Here is a 25,745-nt window from a genome sequence, read left to right on the forward strand (position 1 = left end):
TGTCAGCACTTCGAACGATACTTTCTGTGAAAATCTCAACTCATGGCGTTAAGAGTGGAAGGTCGGCCGCCTCGAGGGCGACGAGTTGGTTGGGGGTGGGGGCGGTCAGTTCGGAAAGGCGGTGGGCCTGGCGTTCGGTCATCGCCTGGAAGATCTGGCGGGCCGAGCGGCCGTTGCCGAAGCCTTCGCCGCGGGGCATGCGTTCGAAGAGGTCGGAGAGCGCGGTGCGGGCGTCGGCGGTGACCTCGTACTGGTGGCCGCCGGCCTGGTGTTCGACGATCGCGACGAGTTCCGCGGCGGTGTAGTCCTCGAAGAGCAGTGTGCGGGTGAAGCGGGACGACAGGCCGGGGTTGGACCCGATGAAGCGGTCCATGTCGTTCACGTAGCCGGCCACGATCACCACCAGGTCGTCGCGGTGGTCCTCCATCAGTTTCACCAGCGTGGCGATCGCCTCCGCGCCGAAGTCGTTGCCGATGCCAACGGGTGACAGCGAGTACGCCTCGTCGATGAACAGCACGCCACCGAGCGCCTGGTTCACCGCGGCGGTCGTCTTCGGCCCGGTGTGACCGACGTACTCGCCGACCAGCGCCGTCCGGTCGACCTCGACGAGATGACCCTTGCGGAGCAGGCCGAGCGCCTTCAGCACCCGCCCGTACAGCCGGGCCACCGTGGTCTTGCCGGTACCGGGGTTGCCCGCGAAGACGAGATGCCGGGACAGCGGCGGCGCCGGCAGCCCGGCTTCCTGCCGCATCCGGACCGTCTGCATGAGCTTGACCATCGACTGGACGTCGCGCTTCACCCGGTCCAGGCCGACCTGCTCGTCCAGCTCCGCGAGCACGTCCTCCAGCGTCTCGTCGTCCGGCGGCATGCTCTCGTCGAGGCCGGCCGACGTCACGACCTCCGGAACACCGGCGACGGCCGCGACCGCCGCGGGACCGGCGAGCGGTACGCCGTCCACCGTGCAGTCCTCGAACGTCGGCCGCGCGCCGTCCTCCTGCCCCACTGCCTCCACGCAGTCCCGGATCCGCAGGTGCTGGAACACCGGCGCGGCCGCCTTGCTCAGATGCAGCGCCGGGTACTTCGTCCCGTTCACGTCGCAGTCCGCGTACTTCCCGCCCGCCTGCTCCGCGAGGTAGATCCCGTTCTTCGCCACCCCCGCGACCCGCAGTCCTCGTACGGCGGGCGACGCCCCCGACCACACCACGAGCCCGGAACCGCCGCAGTCCTCGATCGCGGACCCCGAGACCTCGGCCGCGGCGCCGGTCCCGACGACGATCCCGGCCGCCTTCGATCCGCTGACCCGGACCGCGTCGACCGTCGCCAGTCCTGCGCCGGCCAACTCGATCGCGGTGCCGCCCGTCCCGCTGACCGACGACGCGCGCAACCCGGTCGCCACGCTCGACTCCAGGTGTACGCCGGTACCGCCGCCGGCGACCCGGCAGTCCACCGCCTCGACGGTCGCCCCGTCGACGACCGACAACCCGGTCAGACCGACGTCGGTGATCCCGCAGCGGGTCAGCTCGACCCGCGACGACGCGGTCGCGTGTACGCCGTGCTCCGCGCCCTCACGCACCGAGCAGTCCGTCAGCCGCACCACCGCCGTATCGGTCAGATGTACGGCGCTGTACACGGACCGGTCGAACCGGCTGCCGCTCAGCGTCGCGGTCGCGGAATCCGAAGCCAGCAAGGCATTCGCGCCTGCATCGACGACCGTACAGTCGGACGCCGACAGGTCGGACTGGTCCTGCGCCACGAGCCCGCTCGCCCGGGAGTTCCGCACCCGGCAGTCCGTCAGCTGCACCTTCGCCGTACCGGCCGTGTGGATCCCCGGCCCGCCGGCCTGCTCGATCCGTACGTCGGTGAGCGCCGCCGTGGACGCGTCCTCCAGCAGTACGCCGGCCATCCCGGTCTGCCGGATCACCGCGTCGGTGACCTCCAGCCGGCTCGCCCCGCGCAGCCGGAACCCGTACCCGGACGCCGCGGTCAACCGGAGCCGGGACGCGTCCAGGAACGCGTTGCCGGACAGCACCACGCCGATCCCGTCGATGGTGTCGAGCACCGTGTCCTCGGCCTTCGCCCGGACCCGGCCGGACAGGTGCAGCGCGGCCAGCCGGCCCTTCTCGATCCGCGAACCGCGCAGCATCAGCGTGGTCACGCCGTACCCGGTCAGATCCGACGTACCGGCGCCTTCGTTGCCCCGGGCATGGATCCGGCCGCCGGTCACCGTGCAGTCGTCGAGCAGCAGCCCGGCGCCGGGCGCGACGCCGACGGCCGGCGCGTCACCGCCCGCGGACCGGATCACCAGCCCGCGCAGCGAGCACTCCAGGCCTTCCGCGACCACCACCGGCTCACCGGGCGCACCGACCAGCTCGACGGTGCCTTCGGCAACGATCGCGACGGACCGGTCCAGCCGGAGGCCTTCGGTGTACGAGCCGGCGCTCACCACGATCACGTCGCCGGGCGCCGCGGCCCGCAGCGCCTCGGCGATCCGGCGGTAGCCGCCCCGGCCGCGCGGCGTCACATAGCGGTTCGTCACTGTGTCCCTCCAACATCGGGCGGAACCCACAACCCGGACGAGCCTTGATACCACGACGGGTTGATCGACGACCGGATCGCGCTGGTCAGGAACACGCTCTGGATCGACTTCTCGAACATCTTGAACGGGATCTGCAGGAAGAAGTCGCCGAAACCCTGCCGGTGGAAGAACCGCGATCCACCGAAGCCGAGCGCGATGTTCTTCACCAGCGCCGTACTGACCCCGGAGGTGAACGAGGCGACCGCGTTGATCGCGCCGTCGCCGACCGCGTCCCACCCGGTCAGCTTCACCTTGTTGCCGTCCGCGTCGGTGATGCCGAAGATCGCCGCGTTCATCGTACCGTTGACGAATCCGGCGAGCACCGACGGACCGAGGTTGAAGGCGAAGTCGTACGTACCGGCCCGCCAACGGGTCGCGACCTCGTTGGCCGCCCACTCGTTCGACCAGTTCTTGTCGTGGTTCAGCGGCCGCCGGTTCCAGTGCTTGCCGCCGTCAACGTTGGACAGCCCCATCTTCAACTCGCGCAACGATCCGCCCAGCCTGGTCTCGTTCAGCGCGGTACCGACACCGGTCTTGATGGTCGCGCTGACCGCCGCGTTCATCAGCGACTTCAGCGCGTCCTGCCCGGTGAACGGCTTGTTCTGCGCGTCGGCGATGATCGCGTTCACGATCAGGTTCGCGGCGAACTCCAGGACGAACTCCTGGGAGAACTCGAGCATCGCCTTCTGCGCGACGACCTTCCAGGCCGGTGCGTACCGGGCTTCCCGGAACGCAGCACCGCCGGGCGGGACGACACTGCCGCCGTGGACGGTCAACTCGGTGTGGTTCACCCACGGCATCCGCTGCGGCTCGCGCAGCCGCCGGCCCCAGCCGCGGATCTCGGTGAGCGACCCGCGGAAGTCGTACTCGTTGCCGGTCAGGTGCAGCCGGCCGTCGCGCAGCTCGAAGACCAGGCCGTTGTCGTTCCGCTCCCCGATCACGTCACCGTCGCGGTTGTACAGCCGCCACTGACCACGCCACGCGTCGGTTTCGAGGAAGTTGTCGCCGGACGGTTTCCGTTCCCGTACGACGGAACCGTGGTCGAACTCCTTCCACCGGCCGAAGTCGGTCGTACCGTTCTCGAGGTGGTACTCGCGGACTCGCAACGGCGCGCCCTGCACGTGGAGCGGCGTCTCCCGGACCACCACGGCGGCCGCGCCGTCCACGCCCGGGACCTGGTCTCGGCTGTGGACGCGACCCGGCTGCCAGTCGGCATGCCAGACGCCGTCGCCGCTGCTCCACACCCGCTCGAGGTCGACCGACCCGGCGACCCGGTTGCCGAGCTTGTCGAACTCGCCGCTGTGCCAACGACCCAGTGACCAGTACGACTCGATGTACCGGCCGCCGTCGAGCATCCGCCGGTCGCGGACAAGGTTGCCGGCGGCATCGAAGTCGCGGAACGAGTCGTCCCACGACAGCCGGTCGTCCCAGGAGCCGCGGAAGTACTCGCGGTGACCGCCGCGACCGCCGATCGCGGTGCCGTTGACGTCGATCTCGCGCCAGGTCCACCGGGCCGAGTCGGCCGCACCGATGCCCTCGACGAACACGCCGTCGCGGTCGAGCGCGCGGGTGGACAGCCCGGTCAGGTTGCCGTGCGCGTCGCGTTCGCTCCAGAGCCGGACGAAACCAGGCTCCGTGTACTCGCGGACCACGCCGCCCGGCCGGCTCTCCCGGACGACGACCCAGTTGTCGTCGACCAGCTTGAAGTCCTGCCAGCCGTTGCCCTCGAACACGCGCCAACCGCGATCGGCGCCCGCCTCCCAGGCGACCCCGCCCTGCGGATGCGCGGTCGCCAGCGGACGCGCGTGATCACCGACCTTGATCTTCGTACCGTCGCCGAGCGTGCCGGACGACCGGACGAAGTTCCCGCGGACGTCGAGGTCCACCGCGGCGCCGTCCATACCGACGTACCGGGTGCCGTTCTGGTCGCCCTTGGTCCAGCTGAAGATCTGGAAGCGGCTGTCCTGCCCGAGGTGCGCGGACGGACCGCCGCCCAGGTGTGGATCGTCCCGGAACCACGCCGGCGGCCGCTGCTCACCTTGGCGCGTGACGACCAGCACGTCGTCGCCGAGGTTGATCGCGCTGCCCGAGTCCTTGCCCTGCCGCGCGTGCTGCAGCCAGGTACCGTCGTGCGTGATCGTGCCGTCCACGGCCCGGGTCATGGTGAACTCGCGGTACTGCCCGGCCGTCTCCGGCGCGTGCCAGGCGCCCCACTTCTGCTGCGCGACCACGTCCTCGGTGGTCCCGGGCCGGCGGAAGGTGTCGGTCCACCCGTCGCCGATCCGCTCCAACGTGCGATCGCCCTGCGCGACCAGCGCCGCGTGGTCGTCGTACCGGAACCAGTTCCAGCTGCCGTCGCCCTGCTTCGTGGCGAGCACGTGCCCGGTCGACCCGTCGTACTTCTGCAGCCCGTCGCGGTACTCGCGGATCGTCCGGTACGACTGGTCCGTGTCCCGCCACCCGGTGCCGGCGGTGTCGAAGTGCCGCGACCCGTACCCGGTGCGCACCCCGCCCTCGTAGGTGATCCAGCTCGTACTGCGGTCGAACCAGCCGAACCCGAGCGTGTCGGTCTTCCGGAAGCTGTCCAGGATCGCGCCGTCCGGCAGGAAGCGCCGTTCGAACACCTCCACCGGCTTCCCGGTGGAGCTCATCAGCTTGATCCGCCCGTTGCCGATCCCGGCGACGTCCACCCGGCCCTGGTGGAACGCACCGGTGCCGAGCCCCGTGCCGTGCACGCGCTGCCAGGTGTTGTTGGTGCGGTCAACGACATACGTGAAGCCGGTCGGGCGGCCGTTGCGGACGACGGGGAAGCCCTGCTGGGCAAAATGGCCGTCCCGCCCGAACACGTGGAACTCGCCGTTCCGCGGGCTCCCTGGCACGTCGATCTCCAGCCGTACGGCGCCCTGCGCGTCGACGGTCACGCGATGCGGAGTCGGGACCGGTACGCCGTTCCGATCGGTCCAGGTGACGGTGCCGTTCTGGTCGCGGGTGACCCGCGTCAGCCCGGCGCCGAGCGCGTGCCCGTCGAGGTCGGTGACCTCGCGGACCACGGCGCCGTTCAGGTCGAACACGTCGAACCCGCCGGCCCGGGTGACGGTGATCTCGCCGGCCGCCGCGTCGAACGTGACGGTGCGGCCCGGGATCGGCTGGTAGTTGCCGTCCAGTCGCCGCGCGCCGGTCCCGCCGATCTCCAGGAAACCGTTCTCGCCCGGCAGGTTCACGGTGTGCCCGTGCGCCTGGAACACGCCGTCCGCGTCGTACGCCCGGTAGTTGCCGCCACCAACGACCCGGTAGCCGCCACCTTGGATGGGCTCGACGGTGCCGCCCGGATCGTGCAGCGTGAGGTGGTTGTTCGCGTCGTGGATGACGACCTGCTGCCCGCCGAGCGGGATCCGCCGGTCGAGGTACGTGCCCGCGTCGTCGAAGGTACGGGCGACGCCGTTCGCCTCGGTGACCCGGAATCCGCCACCGTCGAACGTCTCCACGGTCCCCGGCAGGCGAGTACCGGCGTGGTCGACGAGCGCCGGATCCATCCCGTGGGCGCGGTACAGGAACACCTGTCCCGCGTGCGCCGGGTCCGCGACCTGGATCCCGCTGCCGCGGTGGATGCCGGTGCGGTCGAACCAGCGGACGTCACCGAGCGCGTCGTCGGTGACCCGGAACGTACCGTCCCCGAGCTGCTCGACCCGCGTGTTCGGCAGCGGCGTACCGCTGAAGTCCGTGACCCGGTTGCCCTCGGCAATCCTCGTGTCCTGGACGTTGAACGGATCCCGCAGTACGACGCCGTCGCTCAGATGTGCGCCGTCCGGGCCGAACCGCTGCGTCTGCCCACGCGGCCCGACAACGCGGAAACCTCCGTCGCCGAGCTCGGTGAGCGTGAACTGGTGGGCGTTCGGGCCGGTGACGTGTGACGTACCGCCCTCCGGCCGGATCACCGTGTGGTTGGTGAACGGGCCGCCGAGGGCGTGCTGCCGGATCGGTGGCACCTGCACGGTTCGGACGATGACCGGCTCCTGACCGGCGAGGACCTGGTCCCAGGCCCCCGGCTGGTGCGTCATCATCCATTCGGCCTTCTGCTGGACCGTGGACATGGTGACGATGCGCTGGTCGGTCTTGGTCGTGTGGTCCGGGAACTTCTCGCGGAACCAGCCCGCGAAGTCGCCACTGTTGTCCGCGTTGCCGATGAACCCGTTGATGTTCCGGACCGCCGCGGGCCGGCCGGTGCCCAGGTCCGCCAGCAGGTCGGTGATCGAGGCGACCGGCAGCTTCTGTGTCGGCGCGAGGTGCTTCAGGCCGTCCGGTACCGTGCGGAACTCGAACAGCAGCGCCTTCTCGCCGCCGATCACCGCGTCGTTGATGCCGTGCCCGGCGACCTCGCCGCCGCCCAGGATGTACAGCTTCGACTCGCGCCAGATCGCGCCGTCGCCGATCTCCGGCAGCTCCCGGAGCAGCTTCAGCGTGGCGGCCTTGTCGACGTCGGACAGCCCATCCAGGATCAGGTTCGGCCGGGTCCGCGGCAGCACGGCCCAGTCGTTCTTCACCACCGGGTCGGTCAGGCTGTGGAACGGCGCCTTGCCCTCGTAGTTGCCGATCGGGATGCCGTGCTTGTCGACCTGCTTCGCGGTGAAGGTGATGATCGACTTCAGATAGGTGTACGCCGACTCGACCGCCGCGGGATCGTCGAGCGCGGTGTGGTCCAGGTTCCGGACGGCGTCGTCGGTGCGGAACTCGGCGTTGTACCAGGGGTTCTCGCGGAGCAGCCGCAGCTCGTTCGTCGTACCGCTGCCGAAGTCCGTCGCCTTCACGCCGACCGTGAGCTGCTGACCGTTGAGCGGCATGGTCACCGAGCCGATGTCGTCCAGCTGCATCCCGCTGCCGCCGCCGATCACGTGCCGGCCGTTGGTGATCTCCAGCCGGAACCGCCCGTCGGGGCTGGTCACCGACTCCATCGCCTGGTGGTTCGCGTTCGTGAGGCGGCTCTTGAACGTGTCCAGCAGGAACTGCGTCGCGTCCTCGCGCAACGCGATCCCGGCCTGGTCGCCGATCCGCGACGGGTAGTTCACCAGCTCGACCGTGTGGGTGGTCCAGTTCCCACCACGCGCGGCCGGCAGGTCGCCCGGGTTGCGGTAGGTCCCGTTGCTCATGTCCTTGGTGACCATCACCAAGGACTCGTCGGTGTCCACCTTCTTGACGAAGGCGAACACGCGGTTGGTGCCCTCGGGCATCGCGACGACGAAACCGCCGAGCTCGCTTTCTGTACCGAACGACGCGCTCTCGAACTCCTTCCCGAACTCGGGCGCAACCGCCCGCTGCGGCCGGGCGGGAAGGTGCGCGGCGGTCGCATTCGGCACCGGATGCCCCGAAGGAAGCGGCGGCGGAGGCGGAGCCCCGTGCCCAGCAGGCGGAGGGGGAGGAGGTGGCGGGGCGGCATCGCGCGCCTGATCCCAGGAAGCAGGCGGAGGGGGTGGCGGGGCGGTGTGGGAGGCCTGGTCCCAGGAAGTGGGCTTCGGCATGCCGGTGAACGCGTCGTTGTTGTGCAGGACGTTCCCGCGCAGGTCCGTGGCCAGGTTGGCGAACTGCTGCCCGCTCCACGTCTTGTCGAACTTGTTCGCCCCGTCCGCGGTCCAGATCACCCGTACCGAGTCCGCCTGCGGGTCCCGCAGTACCGAGATCGTCAGCTCGTCCGCCGAACCCGGCTTGCTGACGTGCACGGTGTGCGACAACCCGTCCACACTCGTGGTCGCCCGCGTACTGATGTCCTCGAGCCCCTCGAACCCCCGCAGACCGGGCGTGTCGAACGACTTCACGAAGTCCCCGAACGCCGACTCCGACGAGATCCCCGGCCACTTCGCGGTGATCACCTCGTCGAACTCCGAGACCGGGATCGGCTCCGCCTTGACCGGGATGATCCGGTGCCCGTTCTCGACGAAGTCCGGCCCGGTCCGGGTGAACCTGGCCGGCCCGAGCGTGATCTCCCACTGGTCCTGGTTCCACGCCCGCGCCTCGCCGCCGCCCGGGTGGTACCCCTCCGGGTACGACATCGCGAGCTTGCTCTGATGAGGCGGTACGTCGACCTTGAACACGACCCGGTTCGAGTCGACCCCGTTCTTCGCCCAGTCGTCCTGGAACTTCAGCGTGCTCGACGTCGAGATCGGCAACCGCTCGACGAACTCGTCCGCCTGCGCGCTGACCGGGTCCATCGACACCCCGCGGTACACGGTGATGTGGTCCGCGGCGCCCTTGAACTGCAGGTCCTTCGCCACCGCGTCGAAGTTCTTCACCTTCGCGACCAGCGTCCCGTCGGCCAGCGCGGTTGGGTTCACGTACCCGCCGTACCCACGCTTGGACGTGAACGACCCGCCCATCACGTCCTTCATCAGGCCCTCGACCGCCTTGTTCCCGGCCGCCTCGGTGAGGTGCGCGCGGGACAGGTCGACCTGCGCGTTCCACCGGGCCAGGTCCTCGCCCGCGAGGTGCGGCGGCGGTACCGGGCGCACCATGTCCCCGGTCGCCGTCGTACCGATGCCGTGGAACTCACCGGACCGCGAGTAGCTCAGCGGCCCGTGCGGCGAGGCCACCACCAGCCCGTCGTCGGTCAGCTTGACCGGCCACCTGCCCTCGACGACCCCGTTGTCGAGGACGCCGAGCTTTCCTTCGAGCGAGACCGGCTTGCCGTCGAACAGGCCGCCGTGCAGCGGGAAGGATTCACCGATCTGGTTCGCCCGTCCGCCGAACCCAAGGCTGTAGGTGAAGCTCCGGCCGTTCGCGGTGTCGGCGATGGTCAGCGTCCGGCCGGCCACGGACGACGTGAAGTTCTCCGCCCCCGGGCCGTGGACATGCACCTGCGAACCGCTGACGTCGAACGTCAGCCCGGCGTGCCCGGGTACGTCGTACGTCATCGTCCGCGCGCCACCGAGCAGCCGGGGCCGCAGGTTCAGCGACTCGTTCGTCAGGTGATCGAGCTGCTTCTGCAGGCCGTCGACGCTCAGCCCGTGCTTACCCTCGAACGCATTCTTCGCCAGGTCGAGATCGTGCTGCGCGGCGTGCAGGTCGAGGTGCACTTGGTCGCCGACCGGCGGCGCGGTCGACGGGCCGTCCACCCGGTCGCCGTGGATCGCCACGTTCTCGTGCGCGACGTCGAGGTTGTGCTGGGCCTGCTGGACGCTGGTGAAGTCGTCCATCTTCAGGTTCACCACGGAGTCGGTGTCACCCGGCTTGCGGAACACGCCGGCCTTGGCTGCGAGGTCGCTGTTCCACGACGCGTTCAGCGACTGGTTCTCCAGCTTCCCACTGGCGTTGTAGTGCCAGGACATCCCGTCCTTGCCCAGCACGTGCACGCCGCCGGTGTCGAGCGGCCGGATCGTGATCTGGTCCGGTACGGCGCTGCCGTCCAGGGAGGTGATCCGGAACCCGCCGTCCGGCTGCTTGATCAGCACGCGGTCGTCGATCCGTGCCAGCCCGTCCGCCTTGGTCAGTCGTACGCCGTGGTCGACGACGACACCGTTCGGGTCGAAGCGCGTCGTCACACCGGTCGAGGTGTCGGTGAACCGCAGCCCGCCGCCGTTCAGCGGATCGAGGCGCCCGTTCGGACCGCCGCCGTGCAGGTTGAACTGCGAGACGCCGCCCTCGAACCGCTCGATCTTCACCACGAGCCCCGGGTGATCCGGCAGGCCGTTCAGCGCGATCTCGCTCTTGCCCGGGCTGAACGTGTGCGGCGTGACCTGCTGCTGCAGCGGTACGTCGGTCTTCGGTACGTTCACCGGCTGCACGTGCGCGGTCGGTGGCGTAACCACGTTCTGTACGCCGCTGAACGCCGGCGTCTCGATCTGGAGGTTGCTCGGGGCAACCGTCTTGAGGTCGGCCGGGCCGCCGGTGACCAGGTCGAGCGCGGCGTTCACCCGTTCCACCGCGGGCGGGCTGACGACGTGACCGCCGTTCGTCGCGGCCGGTGTCGGCGGCCGGGTCAGCTCGTCCAGCGAGAGCCGCAGGTGGTTCGCCTGGAAGCCGTGCGAGACACCCTCGTTGATCGAGCTGGTGATGTGTGTCGAGATGGCTGTCGGGGTGTTGGTCCGGAGGCCGGAGTTGACCAGGTCGCCGATGCTCGTCGACTGCGGCGTCGAGATGTGCAGCGAGGAGACGTTCGTGGCCGGCGGCGTCACGTTCAGGCCGCCGTTCAGATGCGTGAACGACGTCGAGGTCGTCGGGATCTGCACGTTCGTGGTGAGGTTCGCCGTAGCGGGCGTCGCCGGTACGTGGACACCGCCGGGCGTGACCACCGTCGGCGTGTTGATGCTCTGCCCGAGGTTGGTGTTCAGCGGCGGCAGGTGCAGGTCCTCGAACGCCTTGCCGGCGGTGATCCCGGACTCGGTCGCGAACCCGAACTGGTTGATCTCGACCGCGGGCTTCAGCTGCGGCGGAGTCATCAGCTCGTTGAAGAACACCTTCGTGGTCTCCAGGAACGTCAGCTTCGGGGTGGTGATCGGTACGGCGCTGATCGTGTGGCCGAGCGCGCTGACCATCGGCAGGCCGAACACGTGCTGCCCGGCCAGGCCGCGCCCGAACACCCCGACCTTCAACGCCTGCGTGAACGCCTGAAAGTCGGTCATCCCGAGCGCCTTGAACGAGCGGATCTCGTCCGCCGCCACCGGCAGGATCAGCCGGGTCCACTGCAGCCCGCCGAAGTGCGCCGAGATGAACTCCTTGCCGCCGTTCCAGACGGTGCCGATGCCCTTGCCGATCGTGCTGAACCCGCGTACGACGGTCGCCGGCAGCTGCGTGAACGCCGTACCGAACTTGCCGAGCGCGCCGAGGGTGATGGTGCCGAAGTTGGCGCCGAAGTTCCCGACCGAGATCGCGAAGTTCCGGATGTTCGAGACCACGAACAGCCCGGTCTCCTTGATCGACAGCGTCGCGATGAACGGCAGGCCCTTCAGCCCGGTCATCGCCTTGAACAGGAAGTCCTTGCTGAAGATCGTCCGGAACGCGTTCGCGACGCCCTTGACACCGGCGCCGATCCCTGACGCTATGCCCTTGATGATGCTGAAGATCGGCAGCGCCTTGGTGGTCGGCGCGATCAGCCCGAGGCCGGCCAGGAACAGGTCCAGGAAGGTGGCGTCACCGTTCGCGACGTCGACGATCGTCTTGATGAACAGCGCCAGGTTGACGCCGAGCGCGAGCAGTGCGATCGGACCGCCGAAGATCAGCGCCGGGATGATCAGGATGATCGCCAGCCACTTGAACGCCTCCCAGAACGCCTCGCAGGAGGAGATCGGCAGCTGGATGTCGGACACCCCGTTGATCCGGCCGGAGTACGTCGACGCCTGGTCGGACTGGTCCTTGCCGGCCTGCTCGGCGATGCCCTTCTGCCGGTCCCGCTCCGGGTCGTCCTCCTTGAGGCCGCGGCCGGCCGCCAGCGCGGCGTCCGCCTTGCGCTGCTGCTCCTCGACCACGCCGCGCCAGTCCCGCAGCGCCTGCGCCGAGGTCTCGAACGCGTTCGCCACGTCCTCGACATGCCCGCGCAACCGGTCGTCCACCTTGCCGCGCAACGCGTCCGCGGCCTGACCGACGAACACGCTGTCGTTGTTGGTGTTCATCACCGACTGGATCGCGTTGAAGATGTCCCGCGCCTTGCCGCCGAGCTTCTGCAGTACCTCGGCGAGCTGCCCGATCGTCTCGGGCTCACCGGGAGTCGGGTCGCCACCGAGTCCGATCGCGTCCCAGTCGCTCGGCCGTGGCATCCACCCTCCCTGGTGATCCGGTCCTCCGTACTGACCACGCAGTACCAGGGTCCGAGGTTCAGATCGGAATGAACCCGATCCGGCGCTGCGGCGTGGTCAGGGTGGAGCCGTCGCGTTCGAGGAGGCAGCGCTGTGCCGGACAAGCTCAAGATGAACTACAACCTGCTGAACGACGCCAAGAAGAATCTTGAAGAACTGGCGAACAACATCGAGCCGACGCTGAACGACAGCCTGTTCAGCACGCTGGCCGGGCAGGACAGTTCGAGCGTCCTCGGCAGCAGCGAGATCGACACCGCGATCACCGATCTGCACACGAACGCGCAGGGCACGATGACCAAGGCCGAGAAGGGCCTCAAGGAGCTGGCCAACTCGTTCGGCTCGGTGGGCGAGGCGTTCCTGCAGTTCGACGCCGAGATCGCCCAGGGTATGAACGTCACGAACAGCAACCTGGCCCTGTCGAACTGGAACCGGCAGAAGGAGCAGTGGGACTACTACCAGGCCCACAAGAGCGAGTGCGAGAACCTCCCGGCGGGCCAGCAGAAGCCGGACTTCTGCAGCGCGACCGACCCCGGCCAGCAGCCGCTCGACCAGACGATCACCACCGACCGCGGCACGATCCACACGCACCTGACCCTGGACGACAAGGGCAACGTGATCAAGGAAGAGACCACGGTCGACTACGACGGCAAGAAGTACACGTCGGTGTCGTCGTACAGCGACGACAGGCACCACGTGCTCACCGACAGCACGTATCCGGACGGCAGCACCGTGCACGACGACACGCACCTGAAGGACGACGGCAGCAGTACGACGACCACCACCAGCACGGACTCCGACGGCAAGAAGGACACCAGCGACGTCTCGCTGAACGCCGACGGCAGCGGCACCAAGCACGCCACCAACAGCGACGGCAGCGTGCACGACTACACCCGCGGGGCGGACAACTCCGACGGTACGTCGGCCGACTGGGTCGAGACGCAGGACAGCATCGACCGCAACACCCCGGACCCCGAGTACATCCCGGTTACCTACTGAAAGGCAGCGCAGTCATGGCGTACGACGGCATCAACCTCGAGTACGGCAAGATCACCGAGGTCGCCAACCTCCTGCACAACGCCCACGAGCAAATCGTTCCGCTGATCGTCAACCTGCGCAACAAGGTGAACCACCTGGTCGAGGACGGCCTGGTCTTCAAGCAGTCCAGCGAGGTCATCCGGAACACCTACAACCAGTTCGACACCAGCCTGAACCTCGCCGTCAAGGGCATCGAAGACTTCAAGGAAATGTTCAACAGCATCATGAAAAACGCCGAAGACTTCGACAAGGGCATCAGCGACAGCCTCAACCAGAAGAAGTAAACGAAGAGCAGATGCTCTTCTGACTGATGTGTGGGTGGTTTGAACAGAGTCACCGTCCCAGATGTAGTTGGCTGTGGCGTTCGGGGGTGCTGGTGCACGCCGCGCGATCGGCGGCTCGACAGGTAGAGCACCTGCGAGACGCCGTATGCACGGCTCCGTTCACGCTCAGGTGCACTACCGGGCTGCCCGACACCACCTGTCCAACTGCACGCCGGCCGGGCCACCCACACCTACAGCAGAAGAGCCGAATATTGTTGGCTAAGCTTCCGACGAGGAGCAAATGCAGTCGTGGGCTCGGCCGACCACCACTCTAAATCTCTTCCTGCCTTGCTCTTCTTGCTTTCAGGTCTCCCCACCTTCCGAGACCGACAAGCCAAGCAAGCCAGCCAGCCAGCCAGCCAGCCAAGAATCTATTTCCTCTCTGATCTTTCTTTGAATCTCTTCTTCTCTGCTCACTGCGGTGGCTTGAGCACGGTCAGCGGGACCTGGACGGGGATGGGCTGGGAGGCGGGGCCGGTGGTCCAGGCTCGGCCTAGGCGGGGGGTGGCGCGGGTGATGTTGGCGCCGAGGCGGACTCCGATGAGTTCGCCGTCGCTGAAGGAACGGGCCTCCAGCAACAATCCGCGACGCGCTCGGCGGGCGGCACCGGCCCAGCCGCTCATCCCGGACTGGAAGCCGTCCGTGGTGGCACCGAAGACCAGCGCGAGACCCTGGTCGCGGCCCGACACCACGATCTCCTTCAGGAGTTTGTCCGCGGCCGCCGTCATCACCAGGTCCGCGTCGTCGATCACGACCACCTTCGGCCCGGCCGGCAGCTGGTCCAGCGCACCCCGCAGTACGTCGTCCGCCGGGTCGGCCTGGTCCATCAGCAGGACGTGCGGATGCCGCGCGAGCATCCGCAACGGCGACTCGCGGGGCGTGATCACGACCAGGGACGAGCCGCCGGCCAGCAGCGAGACCGCCAACCCGGACAGGGCGTTGCTCCGGCCGGACCCCGGCGAGCCGAGGACGGCGTACGACGAACCGACGCCGGCCAGGTCGACCCCGACCGCGCTGACGTCGTCGCCACCGATGCCGATCAGACCCCACTGCGGCCGGCGGTCCGCGTCCGGGACCCGCTCGTACGCCTCGGCGAACTCGATCGACGACGGCAGCTCCGCCAGCTGGAACGGGCGCCGCGCGGCCGGTACCTTCGCGTCCCGCTTTACGGCCTCGGCGGCGATCGCCGTGATCGCGTCGACCTGTTCCGCACCGCCCCCGGACGCCAGGACGGCGACCTGCGTCTCGGTCCCGGTCAGCACATGCCAACCGCGACCCGGCAGCACGATCGACGGGATCTTCACGCGCAGGCCGACACCCTGGTAGTCGGTCCGATCGGCCTGCCGGAGCAGCAGTTTGTGATCGTTGTGCGACGCCAGCCGACCGCCCAGCAGGGAACGCTCCGAGGTCGCGATCACGTGCATCCCCAGCCCGGCGCCTTCGCGGAGCAGCCGCATGACGTCCTGCAGCAGGTGGTTGTGGTCGCTGTCGTCCAACGTCGCCGCCAGCGCGTCCCACCCGTCGACCAGGATCAGTACGTGCGCCGGACGCTCGTTCTTCGGCAACGCCTTGCGCAGCTCGTTCAGCCCGGCCGCGTTGTGTTTCCCGGCGAGTTCCTGCCGCTCGCTGAGCTCCTGGTTCAACCGGCGCAGCAGCCGCGTCATCCGCTCCATGTCGTGCCGCGAGACGACCGCGCCACAGTGCGGCAGCCTCTCCAGCGGAGCAAGACCGCCACCCGCGGCGTCGATGCCGTAGATGTGCACCTCGGCGAGGCTCAGGTACTTCGCTGCCGAACCGGCCATCGTCCGCAGCGTCTGCGTCCGCCCGGACCGCGGCGCCCCGATCACGTACAGATGACCGAACGTCTCGAAGTCGATCCCGGCCACCCGCTGCTGCTGCAACGCCGGGATGTCCTCGAGCGCGTACGGCGCGAACATCGGCGTCTCGCTGGTGTCCGGGAGTTCGTCGAGCCGGATCTGCTCCCCGAGCGCGGGCTTCCACGGCTGCGGCTGTACGGCGAAGTCGGGCAGCTCGGACGCCGCCGTTCGCAAGGCCTGGACCAGCGCCTGCAGATCCGTCGGCGCCGGCGCGGACGGTCGATCTGCCTCCGCCGCTTCGTCCGTGTCCCGGTCCACGGCGCGGCCGAGGTCCGACCAGGGCAGCTCGGTGACCTGTACGCCGGCCGGATCGACCGGGTCGGCGGGTTCCTCGACGTCGTCGGTCCGCTCGGCGCCGACCCAGGCCGTCTGGAACAGGTCGGCGAGCCGTGGCCCGCGCCGGATCAGCGCCCGCCCGGGGATGCCCGGGCTGATCGACGCCGCCTCGTTCACGTCGACGACGTCCTGACTCTCGGACTGGTCGGTGACGCGCAGGGCGATCCGCAGGTTGGTGTTCGCCCGGATGTCGCCGGTCACCACGCCGGCCGGGCGCTGGGTGGCCAGGATCAGGTGGATCCCGAGCGAACGGCCGCGCTGCGCGATCCCGATCAGGCCCGGTACGAAGTCGGGGATCTCGCGCACCATCGCGGCGAACTCGTCGATCACCAGCAGCAGTCGCGGCAGCCGTGCCAGTCCGGGGTTCGCGACCCGCTTGGACTGGTAGTCCGGCAGGTCCTTCGCGTCGGCCGCGGCGAGGATCCGCTCCCGCCGCCGCAGCTCGGCCTCCAGCGACTCCAGCACGCGCTCGACCAGGTGCGCGTCCAGGTCGGTCACCATGCCCAGCGTGTGCGGCAGACCGGCGCACTCCTTGAAGGCGCTGCCGCCCTTGTAGTCGACCAGTACGAAGGTCAGCTCGTCCGGACGGTTCGCCACCGCGAGCGACGCGACCATCGTCTGCAGGAGCTCCGACTTGCCGGAACCCGTCGTACCGGCGATCAGGCCATGCGGGCCGTCGGCCACCAGATCGACCGTGAACTTCCCGTCGAAGTCCGTCCCGAGGACGAACGACGTACTCGCCGGCCGTCGCTGCCACCGGGTCAGTACGTCCGCGGGCTCCGGCGGCTCGAGGTCGAGCTCGTCGAGCAACTTCACCATCTTCGGCAGTCCGGCGTCGTGGTCCGGGCTGACGTCGCGGACCGGCGCCAGCGAGCGCGCGATCTGTTCGCACCACTCCGGCGACACGAGGTCCGCCCGTACGTTCCGCTGATCCGGGATCCCGGGCCGCCGGACGAGCAACGTGTCGTCCTCGGCCAGCACCACCCCGCTGCACTCCTGGGGCAGCAGCCGCTCGTCACGATCCAGGCAGACCGAGTACACCCCGACCGCAGGCCCGTCGGTGAGCACCTGCACGAACCCCGGTACGTCGCGGAGCCGCCGGGACCCGTCCGCGATCACCATGACCTCGTTCTCGATCGCCGGCTGCCGCTCGTTCGACGCCTCGGCCCGCCGGTGCCGGCCCTGGACCTGCGACACCAGCTCACCGATCCGGGCAGCCGTGGTGGCCTCGTCGTTCGCGATCAGCACTGCAGCCGGTCCCTTGCCCGGACGCAGCTGCGGCAGCCACCGCACCCAGTCCCAGTCCTCGGCGTCGTCCGCTTCCGCGAGGACGACGATCCGCAGCGACTGCGGCGAGTGCAGTACGGCGGCCTGAATCGTCAGCCAGCGCGCCAGCGCCCGGACCGTCGGAGCCTCTCCCGCGACACCGAGCACGCCGTGGTTCCGCAGCGGTACGGCGATCGGCGCGTCCGGGATGGTCCACCGGATCGTGCGGTGGTTCTCCTCGCGGCCCTGGTCGTCGAGCTCCTTCAGCGACGCCTGGTCCGCGGTACCGACGCGCAGCAGCAGGTAGTCCGGGTCGTGCCGGCGGCGTTCCCACAACCGGCTGCCCGGACGGGTCGCCAGCTGCGCGATCCGGACCGGGTCCGGAGCGGTCAGGTTCCGGATCGCCCGCTCGCGGGCGACCGCGGCCGCGATCTCCTCGTCGAGCGCGGCCTGGCGGGCGAAGTACAGCTGCCGGGCCTTGATGTGGTCGAGCCGGTTCGACTTGCGGCTGGAGAAGAAGTTCATCCCCATCATCAGCGGACTGACCAGCGTGAAGACGAGGAAGTAGTACGAGTTGAACAGCCCGACCATGACCAGGCCGAGCACCAGCGGCATCAGCACGACCGGCCACGGGAACGGCCGGTTCTGCGGCGGCGGAGGCGGTGGCGGCAGCCGGAGCTTCTCCTCGTCCAGGTGCGGCGCGAGCCGCGGCGGCCGGTTGTAGTCCAGGCCGAACCCGTCGTCGGCGACCCGGATCGCGGCGATCGGCTCGATGTCGCCGCCGCACCGCAACAGCGTCGGCCCGACCACGAGATCCTCGTCCGGCGGCCATTCCTGTACCTGTCCCACCGGCACCGTGCCGGGATCGACGACGCGCTGCTCGGGCTCCGGTCCGGGCATCGGCTCGTCGTCCTGCGGCCGGATCGCACTGGTCGCCGCGTCGTCCTCCGGCGGTCCGATCCGGCGGCTCGACACCTCGCCGCCGACGTCCTCGGTCCGGTGCCAGTACGCCTCCCCGCGCGCGCCGACGGTGATCCACAGACCGCGCCGTGGTACGCCGTCACCCACGAGCCGGATCGCGCACTGCGGATCGGCACCGATCTCGTGGCTGCCCGGCCCGACCCGCCAGACCAGCCCGGCCTGCGGGCCGGAGACGGCGTGCAGCTCGACCACGACCGGCGCATGCCCGGACGGCGCGCTCTGCAGCAGATCCGGCCCGTCGACCGGACCGCCGATCCCGATCAGGCCGCCTTCGCGGACACCGGACCGCGCCAGCGTGACCGCGGGATCGAGACGCCGGCGGCCGAGGAACAACGTCGTACCGGGCTTGCCGAGGCCGTCCGCGAGACCCGCCACGGACAGGCCGCGCGGAACCCGGACGACCTGGTCGGCGCGGGCGCCGGAGCGCGCATCGACCGTGGTGAGGTTCAGCTCCACGAGGCCGCCTTCCCGTCGGTCACCGCGGACACGCCCACCGTCCCGGCCGGCACCTCGAGGTCACTCAGCTCGTCGTTCCCCACGGTCTCGGGGCTGAACGGTACGCCGCTCTCGAACTCGTGCGGCGGCAGCCGCCGGATCGACCGCGCGACGGCCTTTGCCAACGGCAACGGATCGATCCGCAGCCAGGTCGCGCCACCGTGCAGCCGCAACGTCTGGTCCGGCAGGGCCTCCAGCAGTCGGCTGCTGCCGCGCGCGACGCCCAGGGTGAGCATCCGGCGGCCGGCCTGCAGCGGTCCGGCCAGTGGTCCGGCGCCGACGACGAACCATGCGCCGAGCCTGCGCGCGGCCTCCTCCAGCGGCATCCCGTCGTGCCGCGGATGGATGCCCTCGGCAACTTCGATCGCGCCGACCGGCAGCCGGACGTCGAGTTGCGCCGCCATCGCCTGCACCACCGCGCGGGCGGTCCGGTCCACGCCGTACACGGACAGGACGCGCGGCCCGGAGAGCAGGTCGAGCATGATCACCGTCGTACCGCCGGAGTCGATTCCGGCGCAGACCAGCAACGGCAGCTCACGGACCGTACTGGTCTCAGGTACGTCGGTGCGATCGATCCACCACAACCGCGGGTCCTGCGGGTCGGCGCGCCAGGGCGCGGGCGGCTCGAGGTCCGACGTACCGGCGAGCAGCACGCCGATCCGTCCCTTGGCGAGCGCGACGGCGTACGGCGCCATGCCCGGCGTGACGGCCGCGGCGGCGACGATCGCCTGCTCCGCGGCGGCCCACGCGTCACGGTCCCGCAGTACTGCGGTCAACAGCCGCAGTCGCCGCTTGTACCGCCGACGGGCCGCGATCGGCTCGGTGAACGCACGCATCGTGCGCCTGGTCTCGCGACGGATCCAGCGCAGCAGTCGTTTCCAGCCGCCGAGCTTGCGGACCAGGAGGTTGACCAGGACGACGAACAACAACGCGACACCGATATAGCCCAGTACTCCGCGGACCCCGCCGCCGCCGAACGCCGAATTCATCCACGTCCTCGCTTCGCTCCGGGCGCGGATGAAGCTTCAAGGTCGCGGTGCTTGATGGTGAACTCGCTTCGCTCGTTCACGCGGCGACCCCGGCCCAGTCGGTGCGGCTCAGCTCGGCGCGGAGCTGCCGGACGGCGTTGTGCGCGCGCGACTTCACGGTTCCGACCGGTACGCCGAGCGCCGCGGCCACGTCCTCGCCGGCGTGCCCGAGCAGGTGCATCCGGGCGACCACCTCACGATGCGCGGGCGACAGCCCCCGCAGTACCTCGACCAGCACCCGCCGGTCGATCACCTGCTCGGCCGGATCGGGCTGGCTCGGCGGCTCCTCCAACTCACCGGCGGCGAGGCCGACCGGGACCGCGCGGCCCGAGCGGCGGTGGTGATCGACGACCAGGTTGCGGGCCACCCGGAACAGCCACATCCGCACCGGCCGGTCCTGCCAGTCGATCCGCTCGGCCACCTGCCACGCCCGCAGCAGCGTCTCCTGGACCACGTCCTCGACGGTGTGGCTGTCCTGGCCGAGGATGCTGGCGACATACCGGCGAAGGCTTTCCCGTTCGGCCAGACACAGCTCGATGACGGTCGTCCGGCGCACTCGCTCGTCGATGGTGGGGTCTCCCTCGGGGCGATCGACAGTGGAGAACCTGGCTCGGCTCAAAATAGGTTGAGAACGCTCTCATGACAACGCCAATGGATGAACACTCAGCAACAATCTGATCTCGCGCAGTGATCACAATCACCTTTTCGCGTCCCGTTTGACGTCACCGGGGTAGCCGGGTGATCCTCGGCAGCAGACACGCTCAGCGCCCTTCCGTCCCAGAGCCCAGGAGCATGACGTGCGGTCACGCCGATCCACCGGTTCGTCCCGTTTCTCGGACACGTTCGCGAGCCGGCCGGGGCTGCCCCGGATCACCCGGCTGCCCGATCGGCGGGCCTGGTCGACCACGGCGGTGGTCGCCGCGCTGATCGGCGGGATCGCGATCGGCGCCACCGCGATCACCGGCGGCGCGACCGGTCCGACGTACACGACCGACGTCGCCTACGCGCCGCAGAGCCGGCCGATCGCGACCCCGACCGTGACACCCACGGCGAGCTCAACCGTGACGCCGACGGTCACGGTCACGCGGCCGGGCGAGAAGGTGACCGGCCCGGCGACGACCACCACCGTCACCGGCGATCCGCAGCAGGTCGTGAAGACCGTGATCATGCCGGGTGTCACCGTCACGCTGCCGCCGACCACGGTCACCGCGAAGCCACCGCTGGCCGGCAAGCCGACGGCCACCGTCACCACGACGACAACCGCGACGGCCACCACTCAGACTACGAAGACAGTCACCGCGAAGCCGCCGGCCAAGACCACCGCGCCGCGCGGCGTCACCACCCAGCGCCCTCCGGCGCGGGCCGGCGCGCCGGTCACCCTGCTGAGCAACGGTTCCAACCGCTGCATCGACGTACCGAACGCATCAGACGGCATCGGCAAGGACGGGACGCCCTTGCAGGTCTGGGACTGCAACAACGGCGCCAACCAGCAGTGGGTCTTCCAGCCCGACGGCACGATCCGCTCGATGGGGCTGTGCATGGACCTCGCCTGGGCGTCGACCGCCGACGGCACCCAGGTGCAGCTCGTCAACTGCAACGGTGGCTGGGCCCAGAAGTTTGCCCTCAGCAACCAGAACGAACTGGTCAACCCGAGCGCCGGCAAGTGCGTGACAGCCGATGCCTCCGGCAACGGTGGCCGGCTGACGCTGCGCGGCTGCAGCGGCACCGTCAATCAGAAGTGGCACAAACCCTAGTAGGCGTAGGGATACGGCGACCAGTCGGCCGGGCGTTTCTGCAGGAACGAGTCGCGGCCCTCGGCGGCCTCGTCGGTGCCGTACGCAAGCCGGGTCGCCTCACCGGCGAACAGCTGCTGCCCGACCAGCCCGTCGTCGATCAGGTTGAACGCGTACTTCAGCATCCGCTGCGCGGTCGGCGACTTCGCGCAGATCTTCCGGCCCCACTCCAGGGCCGTCGCCTCGAGCTCGGCGTGCGGGACGACCTTGTTCACCATGCCCATCCGGTACGCGTCGTCCGCGGAGTACTCGTCGCCGAGGAAGAAGATCTCCCGGGCGAACTTCTGCCCGACCTGCCTCGCCAGGTACGCCGACCCGAACCCGCCGTCGAACGACGCCACGTCCGCGTCGGTCTGCTTGAACCGCGCGTGCTCCGCGGACGCCAGCGTCAGGTCCGCGACCACGTGCAGGCTGTGCCCGCCACCCGCGGCCCAGCCCGGTACGACGCAGATCACGACCTTCGGCATGAACCGGATCAGCCGTTGAACTTCGAGGATGTGCAGCCGCCCCGCCCGCGCCGGGTCGATGCTGTCCGCCGTCGTCCCCTCGGCGTACTTGTACCCGTCCTTGCCGCGGATCCGCTGGTCGCCGCCGGAGCAGAACGCCCAGCCGCCGTCCTTCGGGGACGGGCCGTTCCCGGTCAGCAGCACGCAGCCGACGTCCGACGACATCCGCGCGTGGTCCAGCACCCGGTACAGCTCGTCCACGGTCTGCGGGCGGAACGCGTTCCGCACCTCGGGCCGGTTGAACGCGATCCGCACCACACCGGCGTCGACCGCGCGGTGATAGGTGATGTCGGTCAACTCGAAGCCGTCCACCTGCTTCCAGGCCGCCGGGTCGAAGATCTCGGAGACAGTCACGCAGGCAGCATATTTCAGCGCCGGGCGGTGCTCTCCCGCAGTACTACCTCGGCCTTGAACGTCTCGGTGGTCGGCTCGCCGCCCTCGACCGCAAGCTCGAGCGCCCGGCGGCCCATCTGCTCCAGCGGCAGCCGTACCGTGGTCAGCCCCGGCCAGACGTCCCGCAGCGTCGCGATGTCGTCGAACCCGGCCACCCCGAGCTCCGCCGGTACATCGACGCCGCGGTCCCGGAAAGCGGACATCGCGCCGACCGCCATCACGTCGTTCACCGCGAACACGCAGTCCACGTCGCTCTTCCGGTCCAGCAGCCGCTCCGCGGCGGCGTATCCACCGTCCCGGGTGAAGTCGCCGGCCTCGACCAGAACCGCCTCCAGCCCCGCCTCGCCGAGGCCGGCAACGAACCCGTCGCGCCGATCACGTGCGGTCGCAAGGGTCTCCGGACCACCCAGTACGGCGAACTTCCGGTAGCCGAGCTCGACCAGCGCGCGGGCCAGGTCCGCCGACCCGGAACGGTTGTCCGGCTCAACGGTGTGCGCGGGCATCCCGGACTGGCTGACCAGCGCCAGACCCGCGCCGGAGTTGAGGAAACTGTCCACCTCGGCCGCGGTCCGGGCCAGGCTGTCGGCGTCGGTACGGCGGCTGCCGATCATCACCGCGGCCCGTGCCCGCTGCGCCCGCAACGACGACAGGTAGGCGATCTCACGGTCGGAGTCGCGGAACGTACTGGCCATCATCACCAGCAGGTTGCGCTCGTCCGCGGCCCGCATCACGCCGTTCGCGATCGCGGCGAAGTACGGGTCCTCGATGTCGTGCACCAGGATGCCGACCACGTTCGTGGACGACTTGGCCAGTGCCTGGGCCTGCGCGTTCGGCGTGTAGCCGAGCTCGTCGGCCGCGGCCTTGACCCGTTCCTGCAGCTCCGGACGGGGGACGCGGTCCCCGCCGTTCAGCACGCGGGAGGCGGTCGCTACCGACACGCCCGCACGCTGCGCCACGTCCAGCAGTGTCACCGGTGCTCGCAGATTCATTGGCCTACCCTTCCTTGCGTCCCCCCGGGGGCGGTGGCGGTCACCTTATCGAACCCGCCAGTTCTCACGCTGAGTATCGGGCAGGTCGCTGCCAATCTCGGCAGAACCTGGCATTGCGGCGTCCGAGTGACTAGCCTTCCCAGCCATGAGGACCGTCCGCGCCAGGGTGACGATCCTGGTCTCGTCCGTGGTGCTCAGCCTGACGACCCTCACCGGTCCGGCGATGGCTGGCCAGCTTCCGGACGGGCCCGGTACGCCGGCCCCCGCAGCACCCAGTGTGCCGCAGCACGTCGACACGCGCACCAAGAGCACGCAGCCGGTCTACGACTACTCCGCCGCGATCCGCGAGTCGGTGTACGTCGACACCACGATGGACACCGACTCCGACGGCAAGAACGACGTGATCGCGGTGGACATCGTCCGCCCCAGCGAACCGGCGCAGGCCGGCGTGAAGATCCCGGTCATCATGGACGCCTCGCCGTACTACACCTGCTGCGGCCGCGGGAACGAGAACGAGAAGAAGACGTACGACACCAGCGGCGTGATCCAGAAGATGCCGTTGTTCTACGACAACTACTTCGTGCCCCGCGGGTACGCGATGGTCGGCGTGGACGTGCTCGGCACCGGCCGCTCCACCGGCTGCGGCGACGTCGGCGGGCCGAACGAGATCCAGTCCGTGGTCGACGTGATCGACTGGCTGAACGGCCGCAACACCGCGCACACCGCCGACGGGCAGCCGGTGAAGGCGACCTGGACCACCGGCGCGGTCGGGATGATCGGGAAGTCGTACGACGGCACCCTCGCGAACGGCGTCGCCGCCACCGGGGTCGACGGCCTGAAGACGATCGTCCCGATCTCGGCGATCTCCTCCTGGTACGACTACACCCGGTCCGGCGGCGTGCCGTACTCGGACGACTACATGCCCTGGCTGGGCGGGTACGTCGGCCACGACAGCCCGGCGTGCGACGAAGTACGCGGAAAGCTCGGCGACACCGACGACGACGACACCGGCGACTACACGTCGTTCTGGGCGGCCCGGGACTACACCAAGAACGTGTCGAACGTGAAGGCCTCTGTGTTCATGACGCACGGCCTCAGCGACTACAACGTGCAGACCAACCACTTCTCGCAGTGGTGGTCGGCGCTGGCCCGCAACAACGTTCCGCGCAAGCTGTGGCTGGGGCTCGAGGACCACGTCGACCCGTTCGAGTTCCGGCGCGACGAGTGGGTGGACGAGCTGCACAAGTGGTTCGACTACTGGCTGCAGGGCCTGCAGAACGGTGTGATGAAGGAGCCGATGGTCTCCGTCGAGACGACGCCGGACGTGTGGCGCGACTACAAGACCTGGCCGGCCGTGAACCGGCCGATGTCGGTGCCCGTCGCGGCCGGCAAACTAGGTGCCGCGGGCAAGGGAACCGTGACGATCACGGACGACCCGGACCTGACCGAGGACGACATCGTCGCGGATCCGACCGAGGTGATCGCCGGCCGGCAGATGTTCCTGTCCGCCCCACTGGCCGCCCCGCTGCGGATCAGCGGCACGCCCTCGGTCACGCTGCGGATGAAGTCCGACTCGACGACCACGCCGGTGACGGCACGGCTGATCGAGTACGGCGACGGCCAGCGGTATTCGGGCATCCGCCGTACCGACCAGAGCACCTGCGAGGGCGAGAGCACGGACTACGACGACAGCTGCTACTACACGGTCCAGAAGCTCACCACGCAAAGCGACCACGGCATCGTCAGCCGCGGCTGGATCGACGCCGCCCACAGCAAGTCCGTCTCCAACCCCACCCCCCTGAAGCCCGGCACCTGGACCACCGTCAACGTCCCCCTCCGAGCCCAGGACGAAATCATCCCCAAGGGCCACGTAGTAGGCCTGGCCATCACCCTCTCCGACACCGAGTGGACCACCCCCAACGACACCGGGGCCACCATCGCCATAGACCTGTCGGCCACAAAACTCAACGTCCCCGTCACCGGCGGCAAACTCACACCCCCCACCACCCCCCAGCCGATCAACGTCGAGATCACCACCCCCACCCAACGCCCCAACCTCCACGACCCCAAGAACTAACCCCCCTCCGCCGAGTCGTGGATCTCGGCGCTGATTTGGCGCCTGCTTCCACGGAGTGCGCAGTACCGGCGGGTCCTCGGATCGGTGTACGTCGACGCGGAGGTCGCGGTCACGCCTCGAGCGCAGGCGGAGGCGGCGCTTCTGCTGACACCGGGTGCGGTCGTGAGTCACCACAGCGCGCTGAGCCTGTGGACGGGCAACGTCCGGGCCGGCGAGGTCGTGCACGTGTCCGTCCAGCGTGATCCGGCGTCGACCCTGCCGCGGGTGAGGGGCCCGCGCGTGCACGAAGTACAGC

At 69.4% G+C, this 25,745-nt stretch carries 12 protein-coding genes; 5 read left to right on the top strand and 7 right to left on the bottom strand.

Features of this window, described 5'->3' with window-relative positions; all coding sequences use genetic code 11:
• Positions 1–40: 40 nt before the first annotated feature.
• Positions 41–2,536 carry a right-handed parallel beta-helix repeat-containing protein gene (locus tag VFF46_RS36145; RefSeq protein WP_325041759.1) on the bottom strand — a complete coding sequence of 832 codons (2,496 nt, stop codon included), beginning with the start codon at positions 2,534–2,536 and terminating at the stop codon, positions 41–43.
• Entirely contained in the window at positions 2,533–12,312 is a 9,780-nt protein-coding gene (locus VFF46_RS36150; protein WP_325041760.1) for an actin cross-linking domain-containing toxin, read from the bottom strand. The genes VFF46_RS36145 and VFF46_RS36150 overlap by 4 nt, the downstream gene beginning before the upstream one ends.
• Before the next feature lie 132 nt (positions 12,313–12,444).
• Between VFF46_RS36150 and VFF46_RS36155 the strand changes: the two genes are divergently transcribed.
• On the top strand, positions 12,445–13,347 hold the full coding sequence (locus VFF46_RS36155; RefSeq protein WP_325041761.1) for a hypothetical protein: 903 nt from the start codon (positions 12,445–12,447) through the stop codon (positions 13,345–13,347).
• A gap of 14 nt (positions 13,348–13,361) precedes the next feature.
• A complete protein-coding gene (locus tag VFF46_RS36160) occupies positions 13,362–13,670 on the top strand; it encodes a hypothetical protein (protein ID WP_137255555.1) in 309 nt (102 codons plus the stop codon).
• 452 nt (positions 13,671–14,122) lie between these two features.
• On the opposite strand, the gene VFF46_RS36165 is transcribed toward VFF46_RS36160, so the two are convergent.
• The 3 genes from VFF46_RS36165 to VFF46_RS36175 form a co-directional block, all read right to left on the bottom strand.
• On the bottom strand, positions 14,123–18,625 hold the full coding sequence (locus tag VFF46_RS36165) for an FtsK/SpoIIIE domain-containing protein (RefSeq protein ID WP_325041762.1): 4,503 nt from the start codon (positions 18,623–18,625) through the stop codon (positions 14,123–14,125).
• Complete coding sequence (locus VFF46_RS36170) at positions 18,616–19,653, bottom strand: hypothetical protein (RefSeq protein WP_325041763.1); 1,038 nt, start codon at positions 19,651–19,653, stop codon at positions 18,616–18,618. The genes VFF46_RS36165 and VFF46_RS36170 overlap by 10 nt, the downstream gene beginning before the upstream one ends.
• 76 nt (positions 19,654–19,729) lie before the next feature.
• Positions 19,730–20,248: a sigma-70 family RNA polymerase sigma factor gene (locus tag VFF46_RS36175; RefSeq protein WP_325041764.1), complete on the bottom strand. Its 519-nt coding sequence runs from the start codon at positions 20,246–20,248 to the stop codon at positions 19,730–19,732.
• Between the two features lie 241 nt (positions 20,249–20,489).
• Between VFF46_RS36175 and VFF46_RS36180 the strand changes: the two genes are divergently transcribed.
• Positions 20,490–21,446: an RICIN domain-containing protein gene (locus VFF46_RS36180; RefSeq protein WP_325041765.1), complete on the top strand. Its 957-nt coding sequence runs from the start codon at positions 20,490–20,492 to the stop codon at positions 21,444–21,446.
• Here the strand turns inward: VFF46_RS36180 and VFF46_RS36185 are convergent.
• Together VFF46_RS36185 and VFF46_RS36190 are read right to left on the bottom strand one after the other, a co-directional pair.
• Positions 21,443–22,345, bottom strand: a complete 903-nt coding sequence (locus tag VFF46_RS36185; protein WP_325041766.1) for a 1,4-dihydroxy-2-naphthoyl-CoA synthase — start codon at positions 22,343–22,345, stop codon at positions 21,443–21,445. The two genes, VFF46_RS36180 and VFF46_RS36185, sit on opposite strands and share 4 nt — an antisense overlap.
• 14 nt (positions 22,346–22,359) lie before the next feature.
• Positions 22,360–23,373, bottom strand: coding sequence for a LacI family DNA-binding transcriptional regulator (locus VFF46_RS36190; RefSeq protein ID WP_325041767.1), 1,014 nt, complete (start codon positions 23,371–23,373; stop codon positions 22,360–22,362).
• Between the two features lie 145 nt (positions 23,374–23,518).
• Here VFF46_RS36190 and VFF46_RS36195 point away from each other — a divergent pair, with 145 nt between their 5' ends.
• Complete coding sequence (locus VFF46_RS36195; RefSeq protein ID WP_325041768.1) at positions 23,519–25,450, top strand: Xaa-Pro dipeptidyl-peptidase; 1,932 nt, start codon at positions 23,519–23,521, stop codon at positions 25,448–25,450.
• Positions 25,451–25,534: 84 nt separating this feature from the next.
• The coding region (locus VFF46_RS36200) for a hypothetical protein (RefSeq protein ID WP_325041769.1) at positions 25,535–25,745 on the top strand (211 nt) is incomplete at its 3' end.

Origin of the sequence: Kribbella sp., assembly GCF_035655035.1 — a bacterium.
GTDB lineage: Bacteria > Actinomycetota > Actinomycetes > Propionibacteriales > Kribbellaceae > Kribbella.